Here is an 18,348-nt window from a genome sequence, read left to right as displayed (position 1 = left end):
AGGAGTATTGGGGTGTCGAGTACCGAAGACGAACAGTTGGCGGATTTGAAGGACTGGTGGACACGCAACGGCAAACCTCTGGTCACCGGCGGCCTGTTGGCGCTGGTCATCGTGTTCGGCTGGCAGGCTTATCACAAATACCAGAGCAACCAGTCGCAAGGCGCCTCGGTGCTCTATCAGCAATTGCTGGAAACCACGCTGACGCCTGACGGCAAGCCCGATGCCGCGCGCGTTGCGGATCTGGCCGGCAAGCTCAACAGCGAATACGGCGGTTCTGCCTACGCGCAATACGGCAGCCTGTTCGTCGCCAAAGTAGCGGTCGACAGCGGCAAGCTGGACGACGCGGCAACCGAACTCAAAGCCATTGTCGACAAGCCGGCCAACCCGGCGCTGGGCGAAATCGCCCGTCAGCGTCTGGCGCAGGTACTGGGCGCGCAGGACAAAGCCGAAGACGCCTTGAAACTGCTCGACGGCGATGCCGACAAAGCGTTCCTGGCCACTCGCGAAGAACTCAAGGGCGACCTGCTGGTGCGCTTGGGCCGTACCGATGACGCGAACAAGGCGTATCAAAAAGCCAAGGCGGCACTGTCGGATGAAGCGGCGGTCGGTGGCCTTCAAATCAAGCTCGACGACCTGGCCAAAGGGGATGCGTGACGTGATCCGTTGGAAGCATGCAGCATTGCTGGCTCTGGCCCTTCTGGCCGCGGGTTGCAGCAGCAACAGCAAGAAAGAATTGCCACCGGCCGAACTGACCGACTTCAAAGAAGAAGTGGTTCTGCACAAGCAGTGGAGCCGCTCGATCGGTGACGGTCAGGGCGAAACCTACAACATGCTGGTGCCGGCGATCGACGGTGACACCATCTACGCCGCCGATGTGACCGGTGTAGTGATGGCGCTGGATCGCAGCAATGGCGACGTCAAGTGGGACCAGGATCTGGAACTGCCTGTCTCCGGCGCCGTTGGCGTGGGTTACGGTCTGGTACTGATTGGTACCCTGCGTGGCGAAGTCGTCGCTCTGGACACCAGCAACGGTGAAGAGAAGTGGCGTGCCCGCGTCAACAGTGAAGTCCTTGCGCCACCGGCCAACAATGGCGACGTGGTCGTTGTGCAGACCCAGGACGATCGTTTGATCGGTCTGGACGCTGCCACCGGCAACCAGCGCTGGGTGTATGACAGCACCCCGGCGGTCCTGACCCTGCGTGGCACCAGTGCTCCGCTGGTGACCAACCGCCTGGCGGTGGCTGGCCTGTCGACCGGTAAAGTGGTCGCGCTGGACATCTCCAACGGCGTGCCGGTGTGGGAACAACGCATCGCCATTCCACAGGGTCGTTCGGAGCTGGAGCGCGTGGTCGACATCGACGGCGGTCTGCTGCTGTCCGGCGGCACGCTGTACGTCGCCAGCTATCAGGGTCGCGTGGCGGCACTGGACCTGGAAAGCGGTCGTCAACTGTGGCAGCGCGATGCGTCGAGCTATGCCGGTATCGCTCAAGGTTTCGGCAGCGTCTACGTGAGCCTGTCTTCGGGCACCGTTGAAGGCGTCGACGAGCGTTCCACCACCGCACTGTGGAGCAACGACTCGCTGGCTCGCCGTCAACTGTCGGCACCGGAAGTGTTCTCCAGCTACGTAGCTGTGGGTGACCTGGAAGGTTATCTGCATCTGCTGAGTCAGGTCGACGGTCGTTTCGTCGGCCGTGAGCGCATCGACAGCGACGGCCTGCGTGCCCGTCCGCTGGTGGTGGGCGACACGATTTATGTGTATGGCAACAGCGGCAAACTGGAAGCCCTGACCATCAAGTAACAACTATGCTTGGGGTTCATCCCCAAGCGGCCCTGCATCAGCAGGGTTTGCAGCGCCCCCGGGTGTTGCCCCGAGCACCAGCCGCTGCCTCGCAGCGGCTTTTGTATTTTCTGAAATAACGCAGTGGAGAGCCGCATGGTTCCCGTAATCGCCCTGGTGGGCCGACCGAACGTCGGCAAGTCCACCTTGTTCAACCGCCTGACCAGGACTCGTGACGCCATCGTCGGCGACCTGTCCGGTCTGACCCGTGATCGCCAGTACGGTGAGGCCAAGTGGCAAGGGCGTTCCTACATTCTGATCGACACCGGCGGTATCTCCGGTGACGAACATGGTATGGACGAAAAAATGGCCGAGCAGTCGCTGCTGGCCATCGAAGAAGCCGATGTGGTGCTGTTTCTGGTAGATGCCAAGGCCGGTTTTACCGCTGCCGACCAGATGATCGCCGAGCATTTGCGCAAACGTAACAAGCGTTCCCACGTGGTGGCCAACAAGGTCGACAACATCGACCCGGAAATGGCCCGCGCCGAATTTGCCCCGCTGGGCATGGGCCACGCGATCCCGATCGCCGGCGCCCACGGCCGTGGCATCACGCAATTGCTGGAAGCCGCCCTGAGCGAATTCCCGCGTGATGATGACGAGCCGGCTGAAGGCGAAGAGGAAGAAGTCGTTGCCGAAGGCGAGGAAGCCAAGCGCATTCCTGGCCCGAGCGAAAAAGACGGGATCAAGATCGCCATCATCGGTCGTCCGAACGTCGGCAAGTCGACCCTGGTCAACCGCATGCTTGGTGAAGACCGGGTCATCGTGTATGACCAGCCGGGCACTACCCGTGACAGCATCTACATTCCGTTCGAGCGCAATGAAGAGAAGTACACGCTGATCGACACCGCCGGTGTGCGCAAGCGCGGCAAGATCCACGAAGAAGTCGAAAAATTCTCCGTGGTCAAAACCCTGCAGGCGATCAAAGACGCCAACGTGGTGATCTTCGTCATGGACGCCCGCGAGGGTGTGGTCGACCACGACCTGAACCTGCTGGGCTTCGCGATCGAGTCCGGTCGTGCGCTGGTCATCGCGATCAACAAGTGGGACGGCATGACGCCGAGCGAGCGCGACTTCGTCAAAGTCGAGTTGCAACGCCGGCTGTTCTTCGTCGACTACGCCGACATCCACTTTATCTCGGCACTGCACGGCACGGGCGTGGGCAACCTCTACGCTTCGGTGCAGAACTCGTTCAAGTCCGCTGTGACCCGCTGGCCGACCAACCGCCTCACCCAGATTCTCGAAGATGCGGTGGGCGAGCACGCGCCGCCGATGGTCAACAACCGCCGGATCAAGCTGCGTTACGCTCACTTGGGTGGTGCGAACCCGCCGATCATCGTGATCCACGGTAACCAGATCGAGAAAGTGCCGAAGTCGTACGTGCGCTATCTGGAAAACACTTACCGTCGTGTACTGAAGCTGGTCGGTACACCGATCCGCATCGAGTTCAAGGGCGGCGAGAACCCGTACGAAGGCAACAAGAACACGCTGACCGACCGCCAGGTCAACAAAAAGCGTCGCTTGATGTCGCACAACAAGAAAGCCAGCAAGAAGCGCCGCGACAAGAAATAGAAGCAGCTGCGAGTTTCAAGCTGCAAGCTGCAAGCTTCAAGTAAAAGCGGTAAAGCAGAGAGGGCTTCGTATGAAGCCCTTTTTTGTGGGCGGCGAATTTACCTTGCCGCTTGAAACTTGCAGCTTGTCGCTTGAAACTTGCAGCTCACCTGCAAGGGGCTCCCGATGATCACCAGCAAGCTGCCGAATGTCGGCATCACTATTTTCACGCAGATGTCTCAGCTCGCGGCGCAGACCGGCGCGATCAACCTGTCCCAGGGTTTTCCGGATTTCGACGGCCCGCAGTCGTTGCGTGATGCGGTCGGGCGGCATATCGCCAGTGGCCACAACCAGTATTCGCCGATGACCGGTTTGCCGGCGTTGCGTCAGCAGATCGCGGCCAAGATCGCCCGCAGCTACGGCGTGACTGTCGATGCCGATCATGAAGTGACGGTAACGCCCGGCGCGACCCAGGCGATCTTCTGCGCGATTCAGGCCGTTATCCATAGCGGCGACGAAGTCATCGTCTTTGATCCGTGCTACGACAGCTACGCACCGGCGACGGAATTGGCGGGTGGTCGTTGCGTGCATGTACAACTGAGTCCGAACGATTTCTCCATTGATTTCGATCAGCTCGCTGCGGCCCTGAGCCCGCGCACGAAGATGATCGTCATCAACACCCCGCATAACCCCAGCGGCGCCTTGATCAGCCGCGCCGAACTCGACCAACTGGCGGCGTTGATCCGCGATCGCGACATCTATCTGATCAGCGACGAAGTCTACGAGCACCTGGTTTTCGACGGCGTCCCGCATGTCAGCGTGCTGGCCCATGAAGAGCTGTATCAGCGCGCGTTCGTGGTCAGTTCCTTCGGCAAGACGTACCACGTCACTGGCTGGAAAACCGGTTACGTCGTCGCCCCGCCAGCGCTGACGGCCGAATTGCGCAAGGTGCATCAGTACGTCAGTTTCTGTGGCGTCACGCCGCTGCAATACGCGCTGGCCGATTACATGGCCGAGCACCCGGAACACGTTGAAGAGCTGCCGGGTTTCTATCAGGCCAAGCGCGATCTGTTCTGCGATCTGCTCGCGCCGTCGCGCTTCAGTTTTACCCGAGTCACCGGCACCTATTTCCAGTTGGTCGATTATTCGCAGATCCGTCCGGATCTGAACGATGTTGAGATGGCCATGTGGATGACTCGCGAGCACGGTGTCGCGAGCATTCCGGTGTCGGTGTTTTACCAGCATCCACCGCAAGGCCAGCGCCTGATACGCCTGTGCTTTGCCAAACGCGAGGAGACGCTGCGTGAAGCGGCGGCGAAGCTATGCGTGATTTGAGTGCATTGCCAGACCTGACCCTGGCGCTGATCCAGACCAGCCTGGCCTGGCACGACCGCCAGGCTAACCTGGAGCATTTCGAGCTGCTACTGGAGCAGGCCCGGGGCGCCGATCTGATCATCCTGCCGGAGATGTTCACCACCGGTTTTTCCATGGAATCGGAAACCCTCGCCGAAGCCGAAAACGGCCCGACCAGCAAATGGCTGCGGGCGCAGGCGGCGAAGTTCGATGCGGTCATCACGGGCAGCGTGATCATTCAGGCGGCTGACGGCAGCCATCGCAATCGCTTGCTCTGGGCACGGCCGGACGGCGAAGTGCTGCATTACGACAAGCGGCACCTGTTTCGCATGGCCGGCGAGCACAACCATTACACGCCCGGCGAGCGGCAGGTGCAGTTCGAGCTCAAGGGCTGGCGGATTCGTCCGCTGATCTGCTACGACCTGCGTTTCCCGGTGTGGAGCCGCGATGCGCAGGACACCGATCTGCTGCTGTACACCGCCAATTGGCCGGGCGCGCGGCGTCTGCACTGGAACCGCCTGCTGCCGGCACGAGCGATTGAAAATCTCTGCTATGTGGCGGCGGTGAACCGGGTCGGCAGCGACGGCAAGGGCTTCGCCTATACCGGTGACAGTCAGGTGCTGGATTTCCAGGGCGAGACATTGCTGGCGGCGGGGGAGGCGGATGGCGTGTTCAAGGTGGTTCTGGAAGCTGCGCCGTTGGCGGCGTATCGAGAGCGTTTTCCGGCGAACCTGGATGCCGACACTTTCGAGTTCACCTGATACTCCCTGCGCCTGTCAGGACGCATTCGCGAGCAGGCTCGCTCCCACAGGGAAATGCATTCCAAATGTGGGAGCGAGCCTGCTCGCGAAGGGGCCATAAAAGTCAGCCAGAAACCTGTCTGATCGTTCCCACGCGGAGCGTGGGAACGATCGCAAAACCTGTAGGCAAAAAAAGGCCCCGGAGTTTGCACTCCGGGGCCTTTCGCATTTCGGCAGTCGATTACGCGGCTTTTGCCTCTGGCTGGCTCAGCGAGCGGTTCAGCGCGCTGAACAATGCCTTGAAGCTGGCGGTGGTGATGTTTTCATCGATACCCACGCCGTGCACCGCACGTTCACCGTTCACCCGCAATTCGATATAGGCCGCCGCTTTGGCATTGGTGCCCGCGCCGATCGCGTGTTCGTTGTAGTCCATGATCTCCACCGGAATCGGCAGGCCGGCGACCAGTGCTTCCAGCGCACCGTTGCCCTTGCCGCGCCAATGCAGGTTGGTTTCGCCCTGACCTTTGCTCGCCACTTCGACTTCAACGGCGCTGTTGCCGTTCTCTTCCTGCAAACGATGGCTGACCAGCGCGTAGGGAGTGTTGGCCTGCAGATATTCGCTGATCAACAGCGAGTGAATCTGCTTGGCGGTCATTTCCAGGCCGAGGCGATCGGTCTCACGCTGCACCACCTGGCTGAACTCGATCTGCATGCGACGCGGCAGGCTGATGCCGTATTCCTGCTCCAGCAAGTAAGCGATGCCGCCCTTGCCCGACTGGCTGTTGACGCGGATCACCGCTTCGTAGCTGCGACCGATGTCGGCCGGGTCGATCGGCAGGTACGGCACCTCCCACAAGGTGTCCGGTTTCTGCTGGGCGAAGCCCTTGCGGATTGCGTCCTGGTGCGAGCCGGAGAACGCGGTGTGCACCAGGTCGCCAACGTACGGATGACGCGGGTGCACCTGGATCTGGTTGCACTCTTCGACGACCTTGCGCACGCCGTCGATGTCGGAGAAATCCAGCTCAGGGTCGACGCCCTGGGTGTACATGTTCAGCGCGACAGTGACGAGGTCGACGTTACCGGTGCGTTCGCCGTTGCCGAACAGGCAGCCTTCGACGCGATCGGCGCCGGCCATCAGGCCTAGCTCTGTGGCCGCGACGCCGGTGCCACGGTCGTTGTGGGTGTGCAGGCTGATGATCACGCTGTCACGACGGTTGATGTTGCGGCCGAACCATTCGATCTGGTCGGCGTAAACGTTCGGCGTCGCGCATTCGACGGTGGCCGGCAGGTTGAGGATCATCTTGTGCTCAGGCGTCGGATTCCACACCTCGATCACGGCGTCACAGACTTCCTTGGCGAACTCCAGCTCAGTGGCGCTGAAGGTTTCCGGCGAGTATTCGAAGGTCCACTCGGTTTCCGGCTGCAGTGCTGCGTACTTGACGAACAGCTTGGCCGCGTTGACCGCGATGGCCTTGATGCCGTCCTTGTCCTGGTTGAAGACGATGCGACGGAAAGAAGGCGAGGTGGCGTTGTACAGGTGAACGATGGCTTTCTTCGCCCCGCGCAGGGATTCGAAGGTGCGCTCGATCAGATCTTCACGGCCCTGGGTCAGCACCTGAATGGTGGTGTCGTCGGGGATGTGGCCTTCTTCGATCAGGGTACGCACGAAGTCGAAGTCGGTTTGCGACGCGGCAGGGAACGACGCTTCGATTTCCTTCACACCGACCTGCACCAGGGTTTTCCAGAAGCGCAGCTTCTTCGCCGCGTCCATTGGCTCGATCAGCGACTGGTTGCCGTCACGCAGGTCGGAGCTGCACCAGATCGGCGCGGCGTCGATGGTTTTCGACGGCCAGGTGCGATCCGGCAGGTTGATGACGGGAAACGCGCGGTATTTCGAAGACGGGTCTTTGAGCATGCTCATCGGGAAATTCCTTGTTGTCTGGGCCGAAAAGAGGCGGCCTGCCGGTTGAACGAATGTTCTTGGAAAAGCGTGGGACGAGGCGCAGCGATTCAGCCTGGCAGTCGTGCGCTGACGAGGCACAGGCTGCGGTGCTGGCGAAGCTGAATGAGGGTGTGAGAGGTTTTCATGGCTTCAACCCTAACCGCGAGGGGAAAGGATGGCAAGCAGTCGGAAAAAATTGAGAGGAATACCCGAAAGTCGCGATTTTGCGCGATTTTATTGCGCCTGATTCACTCGAGTATCGTTATTTTTGCGTGGGGCTTGGTAGGGGCGCAATCGAGCCGGCGGTGTGTCATGGGGCCTTGTGGTGTTGGTCAGGGCGCATTCGCGGGCAAGCCCGCTCCCACAGGTTATTCGGGTGTACATGAGATTTTTGTACGACACGGACACTGTGGGAGCGGGCTTGCCCGCGAATAGGCCAGCAGCCTCGACACAACGATTACGGTTGAAACGCACCAATGAATATCGCCGGATCCACCCGCGCGTCATTCAGGCTGACGTTCCAGTGCATATGCGGCCCGGTTGCCCGCCCTGTGGCGCCAACCTTGCCGACCACCGCGCCGCGCGCCAGTTGCTGGCCGTTCTTCACGTCGATCTTCGACATATGGCAGAACATGCTGATAAAGCCCTGGCCATGATCGACGAACACGGTGTTGCCGTTGAAGAAGTAATTGCCGATCAGAATCACCTTGCCCGCCGCCGGGGTCTTGATTGGCGTGCCCGCGGGCACTGCGAAATCGAGGCCGGCGTGAGGATTGCGCTCTTCGCCATTGAAGAAACGACGCACACCGAACTTGCTCGACAGCGGCCCGTTGACCGGTTTGTCCAGCAGCAGATTGCTCGGCGTGTTCGGGCTGAAACTGCGGTAAGCCGCGATCTGTTCCGACAGTTCACCCTCGATGCGCTTGAGGTTGTCGGCATTCGGGTTGACCTGCTGTTTGTTCTTCAGGGTGATGTGCTGTTCCGGGTATTTCTTGCTGCCGACGGTGAACGGCAAAGTGCGCCCAGCGCTGCTGATCTGCTGCGCACCGGGCTTGACCGTCAGCGGTACGCCGACGATCGCCAGCCAGTTGTTCTGTTCCTTGACCACCAGCACCGGCTTGCCCTGATAGGTGGCTTTCGGCGCCTGCGCGGCGGTGCCCAGATCCACCACGGCGACGCCGCCTGGTACCGGTTTGTTCAGCAGCCGAGTGATGTAACTGTCGGCGTGGGCGTTGAAGGTCAGGCAGAGCAACAGCAGTGGAGCCAGAAAACGCGGCATGGATCAGTCCAGTAAAGAAAGGGTGACGGGCGTCAGGTGATTGTCCTCGACGCGCACTTGCAGTTCGCCTTCGCCCAGCCTGGCTTTCAGACGCTGGCCGGTGTGAGTCTGTGCAGCGTTGCGAATCGCGTGGCCGCGCTCGTCGAGCAAAATGCTGTAACCACGACCGAGGGTCGCCAACGGGCTGACCACATGCAGGGTCTGCATCTGACTGTGCAATTGCTGTCGGCGCTGTTTCAGACCATCGCGCATGGCGCGGGGCAGACGTTCGGCGAGACTTTCGAGGCGCTGACGGAGCATCGCCAGTTGGCGCCCCGGATGTTGCCCGGCGAGGCGGGTTTCCAGACGGATCAGGCGTTCGCGGCGGGTATTGAGACTGCGCTCGAAGGCACGACGCATGCGCATGTCCAGATCGTCCAGACGCTGGGCCTGCTGGCGCAGACGTTCGCCGGGATGCCGCAACCGTCGCGCCATGCCTTCGAGACGCAGGCGATCACGCATCAAGCGATCACGCATGCGCATCACCAGACGCCGGTGCAGGCTCTCGACCTGACGGATCAGATGGCTGGAATCCGGGGCGAGCAGTTCGGCGGCGGCCGAGGGTGTCGGTGCGCGGACGTCGGCAACAAAATCGCTGATCGAAACATCGGTTTCATGGCCGACGGCGCTGACGATCGGCGTCACGCAGGCATCGACTGCGCGGGCCACGGCTTCTTCGTTGAAGCACCAGAGGTCTTCCAGCGAGCCGCCGCCACGGGCGAGGATCAGCGCGTCGAAGCCGCGTGCATCGGCCATTTTCAGCGCGCGGACGATTTGCGCGGTGGCCTCGCGGCCCTGTACGGCAGTCGGAATCAGGGTCAGTTGCACCTGCGGGGCGCGGCGGCGAAACACGCTGATAATGTCGCGAATTACCGCGCCGGTCGGCGAGCTGATGATGCCGATGCGCTGCGGATGCGCGGGCAGCGGCACTTTGCGTTCGGCACTGAACAGGCCTTCGGCGCTGAGTTTTTCCTTCAGCGCATCGAAGGCCAGACGCAGCGCACCGTCACCGGCCGGCTCCACGGTGTCGAGGATCAGCTGATAGTCGCCACGGCCTTCGAACAGCGAAACCTTGCCGCGCACCTTGACCGCCAGACCGTCCTTCAACGCTTGGCGCACGCGGGCGGCGTTCTGCCGGAACAATGCGCAACGCACCTGCGCGCCGCTGTCCTTGAGGGTGAAGTAGACGTGGCCGGACGCCGGGCGCGCGAGGTTGGAGATTTCGCCTTCGACCCAGATATTGCTGAACACGTCTTCCAGCAACACCCGCGCGCGGCCGTTGAGCTGGCTGACGGTCAGGACTTCACGGTCCAGGCCAAGTCTTGCAAAGGGATCTTTAATCATGGGGCGCAGTTTAATGGCATTTGCCCGCCAATCACCATGACTCCCACACAAAACCCTGTGGGAGCGAGCCTGCTCGCGAAAGCATTGTGTCAGCGGACAACAACGGGGATGACACTCCGCCTTCGCGAGCAGGCTCGCTCCCACATGGGATCAATTTGATATCTGGTCGTGCCGCCCGCTACTGGCTACAGTCAGCGCGGTCTTATAAAGGATGCGGACGATGAGCATGATGGAGTTGTTGGGCGAGTGGTCGTGGGGCGCGGGCGGTTGGGCGGTCATCGGGGTGGCCATCGCCCTGGCCTACATCGTCTTCGGCATCGCCGGTTTCGGCACGGCGCTGGTCGCGGGGCCGATGCTGATTCTGTTCATGCCACTGTCGAAGATCGTACCGCTGCTGGTGCTGCTGGATTTCGTCGCGGCATTCGGCAATCTGCTGCCCTCGCGGCGCGACGTCGCCAAGCCGGAATTGCTCAGGCTGCTGCCGTGCATGGCGATCGGCTGCACGTTGGGGGTGATCTTCCTGCTGAATCTGAAATCCGATCTGTTACTGCTTTTGATGGGGCTGTTTATCAGCGCCTATGCGGTTTACAGCCTGTGGGTGAAAGCGCGGCCGGCACAGTTGTCGGCAGCGTGGGCGGTGCCGATGGGCACAGTGGGCGGGTTGTTCGGCGCGTTGTTTGGCAGCGGCGGCTTTCTTTACGCGATCTATCTGAACAGCCGCCTGCCCAAGGACGCGGCGCGGGCCACGCAAAGTGCGTTGATCAGTTGCAGCACCGTGGTGCGCTTGAGTCTGTTTGTCATCGCCGGTGTGTATGCCGAGCTACCCTTGTTGATGCTGGCGCTGTGTCTGTTGCCGGCGATGGCGCTGGGCTTGTGGATCGGCCGGCGGCTGACCATGAGGTTGTCGCGCGAGGCGTTTGTGCGGCTGGTGACGTGGCTGGTGCTGGCCAGCGGCATCGCGTTGATCGTGCGCTATTTCAGCACTTGACCGGATTTCTTCAGCGATTAAGCTGCCGGCCGCACTGACGCCATCGCGGGCAAGCCCGCTCCCACAGGTTTCTCTGGTGTACACAACTTTCGTGATCGACCGAGATCCCTGTGGGAGCGGGCTTGCCCGCGAAGACGGCGGAGTGAGCACCGCAGAACTTCCATTTGACGTCGCAGGCTCCACCATGAACTCGCAAAGCATCATCGTCCCGAAAATCTCCACCCTGCCGGTGCACGAGCCCCGGGCGCGGGCGATCGTGCGCTGGCTGGTGCGCAAGAACATCATCGAAGAACAGCTGACCACCTGCGGCCGCACCGGCAACCGCATGGCCCACGCCATCGCCGACGGTGCTCGCGCTGTGGTGCTGTACCCCGAAGCGCTGCCGTTCGGCGAACCGATCAACGGCCTGGAGATCGTCACCAAGCGCTGCATCTACACCCCGGCCAAAGGTTTTCTCGAGGAGGCTGGTTGCGCCGAGTGCCGCCGCGAAGTGGGCGAGGCGCTGTTCGAAAGTCTTGAAGACTGGTTTCCAGGTCGCACCGACAATTTCACCTGCCCCGAATGCGGGCATGAGGACGACATCAACGGCTTCCTGTTTTTGCAGGAGTGCGCGTTTTCCAACCTCGGTTTCATTTTCAATAATTGGCTGGAGGCGGGGTTCAAGCAGAGCTTTATCGACGAGTTCGCCGATTGGCTAGATCAACCTGTCTCTTGGGTCAAGGTGGAGCTGTAGGGCCGGGCTTTTCCATCTATCAATTAGGCTGAGTTTTACATTGAACAGCAGGGGGTGTCTGACTATAATGGCGCGCTTCCATTTTCCCGCTCGGGAGCCCCCGCGATGCTGCGTATCAGCCAAGAAGCTCTGACATTCGACGACATTCTCCTAGTGCCCGGTTATTCCGAGGTGCTTCCCAACGAAGTCAGTCTCAAGACCCGTCTTACCCGTGGCATCGAACTGAATATTCCTCTGGTTTCTGCCGCCATGGATACCGTTACTGAAGCCCGTCTGGCGATTGCCATGGCTCAGGAAGGTGGCATCGGCATTATCCACAAGAACATGACCATCGAGCAGCAAGCTGCCGAAGTGCGCAAGGTCAAGAAGTTCGAAGCCGGTGTGGTCAAGGATCCCATCACCATCGAGGCCGATGCCACGGTACGTGATCTGTTCGAACTGACCCGTCTGCACAACATTTCCGGCGTTCCGGTACTGCACGATGGCGACCTGGTCGGCATCGTCACCTCCCGCGACGTACGTTTCGAAAACCGTCTGGAAGCCACTGTCCGCGAAGTGATGACGCCTAAAGAGCGTCTGGTCACGGTCAAGGAAGGCGCCGACAAGAACGACGTCCGTGAACTGCTGCACAAGCACCGCATCGAGCGCGTGCTGATCGTCGACGACAAATTCGCTCTCAAAGGCATGATGACTGTCAACGACATCGAAAAAGCCAAAGCCTACCCGCTGGCCAGCAAGGACGATCAAGGTCGTCTGCGCGTTGGCGCTGCGGTCGGCACCGGTAAAGACACCGGTGATCGCGTGACTGCACTGGTCAATGCCGGCGTGGACGTGGTGGTGGTCGACACCGCACACGGTCACTCCAAAGGCGTGATCGACCGCGTACGCTGGGTCAAGGAGAACTTCCCTGAAGTGCAGGTGATCGGCGGCAACATCGCCACCGGCGCTGCCGCCAAGGCGCTGGCCGAAGCGGGCGCCGACGCAGTCAAGGTCGGTATCGGCCCTGGCTCGATCTGCACCACCCGTATCGTCGCCGGTGTCGGCGTGCCGCAAATCAGCGCCATCGCCAACGTCGCCGCCGCCCTTGAAGGCACCGGCGTGCCGTTGATCGCCGACGGCGGTATCCGTTTCTCCGGTGACCTGTCCAAGGCCATCGTGGCCGGTGCGTCCTGCGTGATGATGGGCTCGATGTTCGCCGGTACCGAAGAAGCGCCGGGCGAAATCGAACTGTTCCAGGGCCGTTCGTACAAGGCTTATCGCGGCATGGGTTCGCTGGGCGCCATGTCCCAGGCCCAAGGCTCGTCCGACCGTTACTTCCAGGACTCCTCGGCAGGCGCCGAGAAACTGGTTCCGGAAGGCATCGAGGGCCGTGTGCCGTACAAAGGCACCCTGAGCGCGATCATTCACCAGTTGATGGGCGGCCTGCGTTCCTCGATGGGTTACACCGGCAGCGCCAACATCGAAGAAATGCGTACCAAGCCCGAGTTCGTGCGGATCACCGGTGCCGGCATGGCCGAGTCCCACGTTCACGACGTGCAGATCACCAAGGAAGCGCCGAACTACCGGGTCGGCTGACGCCGACAGCTCTAAGCCACAAGTTACAAGCTGCAAGCGGTGCTGCGTCAGAGCAGTGCCGCCCGGCTTCCGATTACTTGCAGCTTGCAGCTTGAAGCTTGCAACTGCTTTTCAGAGTTTCTTTCATGGCCCTCGACATTCACGCTCACCGCATCCTGATCCTCGACTTCGGTTCGCAATACACCCAGCTGATTGCCCGCCGCGTGCGCGAGATCGGCGTGTACTGCGAACTGCACCCGTTCGACATGGACGAAGATGCGATCCGCGAATTCGCCCCTAAAGGCGTCATCCTCGCCGGCGGCCCCGAGTCCGTGCACGAAGCCAACAGCCCGCGCTGCCCGCAGGCGGTGTTCGATCTGGGCGTTCCGGTGTTCGGCATCTGCTACGGCATGCAGACCATGGCCGAGCAACTGGGCGGCAAGGTTGAAGGTTCCGAACTGCGTGAGTTCGGTTACGCCCGCGTTGACGTGGTCGGCAAGAGCCGCCTGCTCGACGGCATCGAAGACCACATCGACGCCGACGGCCTGTTCGGCCTCGACGTGTGGATGAGCCACGGTGACAAAGTTACGAAGATGCCGGAAGACTTCCACATCCTCGCCAGCACCCCAAGCTGCCCGATCGCCGGTATGTTCAACGACGACCGCGCTTACTACGGCGTGCAGTTCCACCCGGAAGTGACCCACACCAAGCAGGGCGGGCGCATCCTTTCGCGCTTCGTGCTGGACATCTGCGGCTGTGAAGCCCTGTGGACGCCGTCGAAGATCGCTGAAGACGCCATCGCCAACATCCGCGCCCAGGTCGGCACTGACAACGTTCTGTTGGGCCTGTCCGGCGGCGTTGATTCCTCGGTGGTTGCTGCGCTCCTGCACAAGGCCATCGGCGACCAGTTGACCTGCGTCTTCGTCGACAACGGCCTGCTGCGTCTGCACGAAGGCGAGCAAGTGATGGCCATGTTTGCCGAGAACATGGGCGTCAAAGTGATCCGCGCCAACGCTGAAGAGCAGTTCCTCAACAACCTGGCCGGCGAAGCCGACCCGGAGAAGAAGCGCAAGATCATCGGCCGCACTTTCATTGACGTGTTCGATGCCGAATCGTGCAAGCTGGACAACATCAAGTACCTCGCTCAGGGCACCATCTACCCGGATGTGATCGAGTCGGCTGGCGCGAAAAGCGGCAAGGCCCACGTGATCAAGTCGCACCACAACGTGGGCGGCCTGCCGGAAGAGATGAACCTGAAACTGGTCGAGCCCCTGCGCGAACTGTTCAAGGACGAAGTCCGTCGTCTGGGCCTGGAACTGGGCCTGCCGTACGACATGGTCTACCGCCACCCGTTCCCGGGCCCAGGCCTGGGCGTGCGCATCCTCGGTGAAGTGAAGAAGGAATACGCCGACCTGCTGCGTCGCGCCGACCACATCTTCATCGAAGAACTGCGCAAGGCCGACTGGTACCACAAGGTCAGCCAGGCGTTCGTAGTATTCCAGCCAGTCAAATCGGTCGGCGTGGTCGGTGACGGCCGCCGTTACGCCTGGGTCGTGGCCCTGCGTGCCGTGGAAACCATCGACTTCATGACCGCGCGTTGGGCGCACCTGCCTTACGAACTGCTGGAAACCGTATCCGGCCGCATCATCAACGAAATCGAAGGCATCTCGCGCGTTACTTACGACGTGTCGAGCAAGCCGCCGGCGACGATTGAGTGGGAGTGATCCCGCTGCGGTTCGAATAACGAAAAACCCTTGGTGTGAAGCCAAGGGTTTTTTCGTTTCAGGCCCCTGCAAACAGGTCAGGTGGGTAAACGACTTTGCAGGGTCATGCCGAGCTCGATCAGGCGCTCGGCTACTGCGGCGATGTCGCGGAATATCATGCCGGTGATGCGGCGCATCGACTGGTCCCAGATATAAAACCGGCCATCTGCGGTGCAATGCACCCTTGTTTGCACGATGTTGCTGGCGCTGTTGCGCCGCACGAGTGTGTATGTGCTGGGTTCTGTTTTTCGTATCACGAACATGCCATTGCGATGCAGAAGCTTTTCCAGCGTAGCGTCATTCCATGGCGGCACGGGGGCCTTGACCTGCAATCGCAGGTCAGCGAACAGAGGGTCGAAGGCGTTGCTTGTCGTCGCCCCGTTGTGAAACGGACCGCGAGCGACTTCCACGCCCGGGTCAATCCTGACGTCGGCTGCCTCGTCGGGCCAGACTTCTTCGATGCGCAAACCGATACCGCCCCTGAGTTCGCTTATGCCTGGCAGGTCCCTGAAGGTATTGGTGTTCGTGGCATCGACCAGAGCCACCCACTTGCCGGGTCTGTTGAGGAGCTTGTCACGCTCCATGATCTGCGTTGCCAGGCGGGTCTTGATCATCTGCTCTTCGATCGAAGTGAGTGGGACTTTCAGCGTGCAGGTTTGTGCTGCGTCCAGTCCATGGACGCGGACGCCATTGGCTTGGGCAGACCTGATCAATTCGAGCATGTTGAACCGGTTTTCAGGGTCGGTACCCAGGCTGGACAAATAGGTAGTGAGGTCCTCTGACATGTCTCCAGAGAGGTAGAAATGGTTGAGGTCCTCTTGGGCGAAATCACTCAGCAATCCACGCACGTAGAGCGTTCTGATATGCCGCGCGAACGTTGGCATGTTCTCGATCATGAAGCGCATGCTGGCGATGCGATCGAGGGTTTCACCGACCGCCAGTCCATCGGTATTGGCAAACATCAGATCTATCAGCTCTTCGGTTTGCATCAAGGGATCGATTTGCGGAATGAGCGGCCGTCCCGGCAGATTTGTCCATTTCAGCTCTCGAAAGAATTCTCCGGCGTTGTTCAGCAGTGCTGTTCGTTGTTCGCTGAAATGCGCCTGGTAACGGTCGGTAGCCGGTAAATAACGGCGTCCAGCGCTTGTTGACTCGGCAGAAGCGTTGGGCAAGTTCATTGCCCATCTCCTCATTCCGGGTTTTTCCGTCTCTGAAATATCTTTGAGCGCAGTAACCAGGCGCAGCGGGCACGAAACGCCAGGAAGCGGTTCGACGCGTGGCAGATCCACCGATGGTGTTGCCTCAGAAGGGCTCAAATCTGTCTCCGGCGCACACGCTTTGCCCACGCATTGGCCGCCTCCGCGCAGCCGCAGCGCAGGCATGCGCTCCCACTTGCCAGCGCTTCCCAGGCGGACCGGCAACGAATAAGCGAACTGGTTGGGGCGCTCGGGATCGATGATTGCCCAGTTGCCGCTGTCCTGCGAGTCGGCGAAGTAGCGCACGTAATAGGCATCGCCATCCATTTCGATGGCATGGCCGGGCTCGTTGTCGAGGCGGTAAATGCCTTCGTATTTCCCCAGCGTCGCCTCTACGGAATGTTGCGCAAGTAACTCGTTGCATCGATAGCTGGCAGGTACTTGTGGAAATGTCGAACCTTGCCGTGTAGCAGGCGTATTCAAGGGCTCAGTGACGTCGACGAATGTCGCCCCGCTGGGTATCTCGTTTGCCAACTCGCTGCTCGCTTCTTCAGCCGCTGTGACGGGTGGCGGATCCACAGGTGGCAATAATCGCGTGTCAGCCGAGGCAAGCTCGACCAGACCACGCATCTCTTCAGCCTCGGCATACTCGACCTGTGGCCCGACTTCCAGTTGCGCGCCGGTGCCGATCAGGAACGGCACATTGAATACGGTTTCGATAGCGCTGAGCACCGCACCGATCACCCCGGCTCTACGTTCGGTCGCCGTAATGCCGTTGATCGCCTGATCGATGTTCAGCCCCATGTTCGCGACGCCGGCGCCGATCAAGGGCAAAGCCACAGGCCAGCCCACGGCCGCCATCGGGCCGAACACTTTCAGCCCGGCGCTCAGATACCCGGTCCAGAGTTTCTTGCGCAGATCACTGTTGGACGTGAGCACCAGATGCGCCTCGGCAGCCATGCCCGCGCGAGTCGAATCGCTTAACCACGTGAAGGCATCACCGCTGATCGCAACGTTGCTGCGGTTGATCATCCGGTGATCGCTGTGACCCCAGGTGCTCACCAAACGGTTCATCAAATCAGTGAGGTTCTCGGTGATGTGATTGCTGTCAGCCAGCGAGAAGTGCTTGAGAAACAAAGGGCGTTTCTGCTCTGAATTCATCTGTTCGAGCAACCACCAGTGCAGATCCGCCGCAGTGTCCATCAGCCGAAAGGCCTGGGCTTGTCCCGGCAGGTAAAGGGTCTGCCGGCCACTGTCTTCGACCAGACGCAGCACGTTGGTGGCGACGTGACCGTCCAGATCCAGCGTGCGCACCTGCGCGCCGACCGGGTACGTCGATCGGAGCATTTGCAGGGTTACCGGCCAGGTAACGGGGCCGATCAGCGAGCTGACGATGCGTTGAAAATCATTGCCGTCAACGTCCCCCTGTTGCAGCGCCTGCACCGCCTGACTGAGGAAACTGCACTTGGCCATGGCGCGGAAATCTTCCGACGAGGTTTGCCAGAATTTGGCCAATTGATCGCTGTAACGCGTGCTGAAATCAACGGCCCAGAATGCCTTCAGCACATCGCTGCCAAGCAGTCGCACTTCGTTGCTCTGATTGAAATTCTCCGCGTCCGGGCCATCCGAGTAGAAGCCACAGTAAAGGCCCAGCAAATCTGCGTTGTCTTGATCGGTCGCACGAAATCGATGGATCACCAACTGCGTGAGGGTGAGCGTTTCATAAGGCTTTTCCAGCAAGTGTTCCCAACCGGTAAAGGTCAGCGTGCTGCTTTGCGCCGTTTTGAATCGATGGAAATAAACCTGGTCGGGATCGAGGCCGGATAGCCCTTTGTCGGTCAGCAGTTCGATCGCAACTTGCCGGGCCGCATCGAGCAGGCTCGGGCAGTTCTGCACAATGGTCGTGGCGATGGCTTTGAGGGCGGTTTTGTCCGCTGCGTTTGGCAGCAGACGACGTTCGGGAGCGGTCATGCGGGTGTTCATCCTTGAGACACAAAGGCGGAAGATGACCGATGTGCTCAAGGGGAGGGTG

The 18,348-nt window shown here is 60.7% G+C and carries 13 protein-coding genes; 9 read left to right on the top strand and 4 right to left on the bottom strand.

Going from position 1 to position 18,348, the window contains the following annotated elements:
- Positions 1-12 precede the first annotated feature (12 nt).
- The 5 genes from ACZ0AZ_RS03435 to ACZ0AZ_RS03415 all read left to right on the top strand — a co-directional run bounded on the left by ACZ0AZ_RS03435 (position 13) and on the right by ACZ0AZ_RS03415 (position 5,499).
- Entirely contained in the window at positions 13-654 is a 642-nt protein-coding gene (locus ACZ0AZ_RS03435) for a tetratricopeptide repeat protein (RefSeq protein ID WP_016773334.1), read from the top strand.
- On the top strand, positions 647-1,798 hold the full coding sequence (bamB, locus tag ACZ0AZ_RS03430; protein WP_039761439.1) for an outer membrane protein assembly factor BamB: 1,152 nt from the start codon (positions 647-649) through the stop codon (positions 1,796-1,798). The genes ACZ0AZ_RS03435 and bamB overlap by 8 nt, the downstream gene beginning before the upstream one ends.
- A 135-nt stretch (positions 1,799-1,933) precedes the next feature.
- Positions 1,934-3,406, top strand: a complete 1,473-nt coding sequence (gene der / locus ACZ0AZ_RS03425) for a ribosome biogenesis GTPase Der (protein WP_024014210.1) — start codon at positions 1,934-1,936, stop codon at positions 3,404-3,406.
- A gap of 165 nt (positions 3,407-3,571) precedes the next feature.
- Positions 3,572-4,720 (top strand): pyridoxal phosphate-dependent aminotransferase, encoded by a 1,149-nt coding sequence (locus ACZ0AZ_RS03420; protein ID WP_129997611.1) that lies wholly within the window; start codon positions 3,572-3,574, stop codon positions 4,718-4,720.
- Positions 4,708-5,499, top strand: coding sequence for an amidohydrolase (locus ACZ0AZ_RS03415; protein WP_039761442.1), 792 nt, complete (start codon positions 4,708-4,710; stop codon positions 5,497-5,499). Before ACZ0AZ_RS03420 ends, ACZ0AZ_RS03415 begins: the two co-directional genes overlap by 13 nt.
- Positions 5,500-5,719: 220 nt before the next feature.
- Here the strand turns inward: ACZ0AZ_RS03415 and leuA are convergent, their stop codons facing one another.
- The 3 genes from leuA to xseA all read right to left on the bottom strand — a co-directional run bounded on the left by leuA (position 5,720) and on the right by xseA (position 10,082).
- Positions 5,720-7,399 carry a 2-isopropylmalate synthase gene (leuA, locus tag ACZ0AZ_RS03410; protein WP_253495674.1) on the bottom strand — a complete coding sequence of 560 codons (1,680 nt, stop codon included), beginning with the start codon at positions 7,397-7,399 and terminating at the stop codon, positions 5,720-5,722.
- 478 nt (positions 7,400-7,877) lie between these two features.
- Positions 7,878-8,699 carry a M23 family metallopeptidase gene (locus ACZ0AZ_RS03405; protein ID WP_129997610.1) on the bottom strand — a complete coding sequence of 274 codons (822 nt, stop codon included), beginning with the start codon at positions 8,697-8,699 and terminating at the stop codon, positions 7,878-7,880.
- A gap of 3 nt (positions 8,700-8,702) precedes the next feature.
- Positions 8,703-10,082 carry an exodeoxyribonuclease VII large subunit gene (gene xseA / locus ACZ0AZ_RS03400; RefSeq protein ID WP_042608330.1) on the bottom strand — a complete coding sequence of 460 codons (1,380 nt, stop codon included), beginning with the start codon at positions 10,080-10,082 and terminating at the stop codon, positions 8,703-8,705.
- Between the two features lie 220 nt (positions 10,083-10,302).
- On the opposite strand from xseA, the gene ACZ0AZ_RS03395 reads away from it, so the two are divergent.
- The 4 genes from ACZ0AZ_RS03395 to guaA all read left to right on the top strand — a co-directional run bounded on the left by ACZ0AZ_RS03395 (position 10,303) and on the right by guaA (position 15,081).
- Positions 10,303-11,070 (top strand): sulfite exporter TauE/SafE family protein, encoded by a 768-nt coding sequence (locus ACZ0AZ_RS03395; RefSeq protein ID WP_122752266.1) that lies wholly within the window; start codon positions 10,303-10,305, stop codon positions 11,068-11,070.
- Positions 11,071-11,254: 184 nt separating this feature from the next.
- Positions 11,255-11,803 (top strand): hypothetical protein, encoded by a 549-nt coding sequence (locus ACZ0AZ_RS03390; RefSeq protein ID WP_016773342.1) that lies wholly within the window; start codon positions 11,255-11,257, stop codon positions 11,801-11,803.
- Positions 11,804-11,908: 105 nt separating this feature from the next.
- The gene (gene guaB, locus ACZ0AZ_RS03385; RefSeq protein WP_016773343.1) at positions 11,909-13,378 is read left to right on the top strand and encodes an IMP dehydrogenase; all 1,470 of its coding nucleotides are present in this window, start codon (positions 11,909-11,911) and stop codon (positions 13,376-13,378) included.
- 125 nt (positions 13,379-13,503) lie between these two features.
- The gene (gene guaA / locus ACZ0AZ_RS03380; protein WP_016773344.1) at positions 13,504-15,081 is read left to right on the top strand and encodes a glutamine-hydrolyzing GMP synthase; all 1,578 of its coding nucleotides are present in this window, start codon (positions 13,504-13,506) and stop codon (positions 15,079-15,081) included.
- A gap of 77 nt (positions 15,082-15,158) precedes the next feature.
- Here guaA and ACZ0AZ_RS03375 read toward each other — a convergent pair whose 3' ends face one another.
- Entirely contained in the window at positions 15,159-18,287 is a 3,129-nt protein-coding gene (locus tag ACZ0AZ_RS03375; protein WP_463538711.1) for a dermonecrotic toxin domain-containing protein, read from the bottom strand.
- Positions 18,288-18,348 lie beyond the last annotated feature (61 nt).

The organism is Pseudomonas sp. AC239 (genome assembly GCF_979258545.1).
The sequence above is the reverse complement of the archived record's forward strand: the minus strand, read 5'-3'. Positions and strand labels throughout refer to the sequence as shown.

What these genes read in the sequence shown, in the direction of transcription:
- bamB (WP_039761439.1), top strand. Translation starts at nt 647, where the DNA reads ATGCGTGACGTGATCCGTTGGAAGCATGCAGCATTGCTGGCTCTGGCC.
- der (WP_024014210.1), top strand. Translation starts at nt 1,934, where the DNA reads ATGGTTCCCGTAATCGCCCTGGTGGGCCGACCGAACGTCGGCAAGTCC.
- ACZ0AZ_RS03420 (WP_129997611.1), top strand. Translation starts at nt 3,572, where the DNA reads ATGATCACCAGCAAGCTGCCGAATGTCGGCATCACTATTTTCACGCAG.
- ACZ0AZ_RS03415 (WP_039761442.1), top strand. Translation starts at nt 4,708, where the DNA reads ATGCGTGATTTGAGTGCATTGCCAGACCTGACCCTGGCGCTGATCCAG.
- leuA (WP_253495674.1), bottom strand. Translation starts at nt 7,399, where the DNA reads ATGAGCATGCTCAAAGACCCGTCTTCGAAATACCGCGCGTTTCCCGTC.
- ACZ0AZ_RS03405 (WP_129997610.1), bottom strand. Translation starts at nt 8,699, where the DNA reads ATGCCGCGTTTTCTGGCTCCACTGCTGTTGCTCTGCCTGACCTTCAAC.
- xseA (WP_042608330.1), bottom strand. Translation starts at nt 10,082, where the DNA reads ATGATTAAAGATCCCTTTGCAAGACTTGGCCTGGACCGTGAAGTCCTG.
- ACZ0AZ_RS03395 (WP_122752266.1), top strand. Translation starts at nt 10,303, where the DNA reads ATGAGCATGATGGAGTTGTTGGGCGAGTGGTCGTGGGGCGCGGGCGGT.
- ACZ0AZ_RS03390 (WP_016773342.1), top strand. Translation starts at nt 11,255, where the DNA reads ATGAACTCGCAAAGCATCATCGTCCCGAAAATCTCCACCCTGCCGGTG.
- guaB (WP_016773343.1), top strand. Translation starts at nt 11,909, where the DNA reads ATGCTGCGTATCAGCCAAGAAGCTCTGACATTCGACGACATTCTCCTA.
- guaA (WP_016773344.1), top strand. Translation starts at nt 13,504, where the DNA reads ATGGCCCTCGACATTCACGCTCACCGCATCCTGATCCTCGACTTCGGT.
- ACZ0AZ_RS03375 (WP_463538711.1), bottom strand. Translation starts at nt 18,287, where the DNA reads ATGACCGCTCCCGAACGTCGTCTGCTGCCAAACGCAGCGGACAAAACC.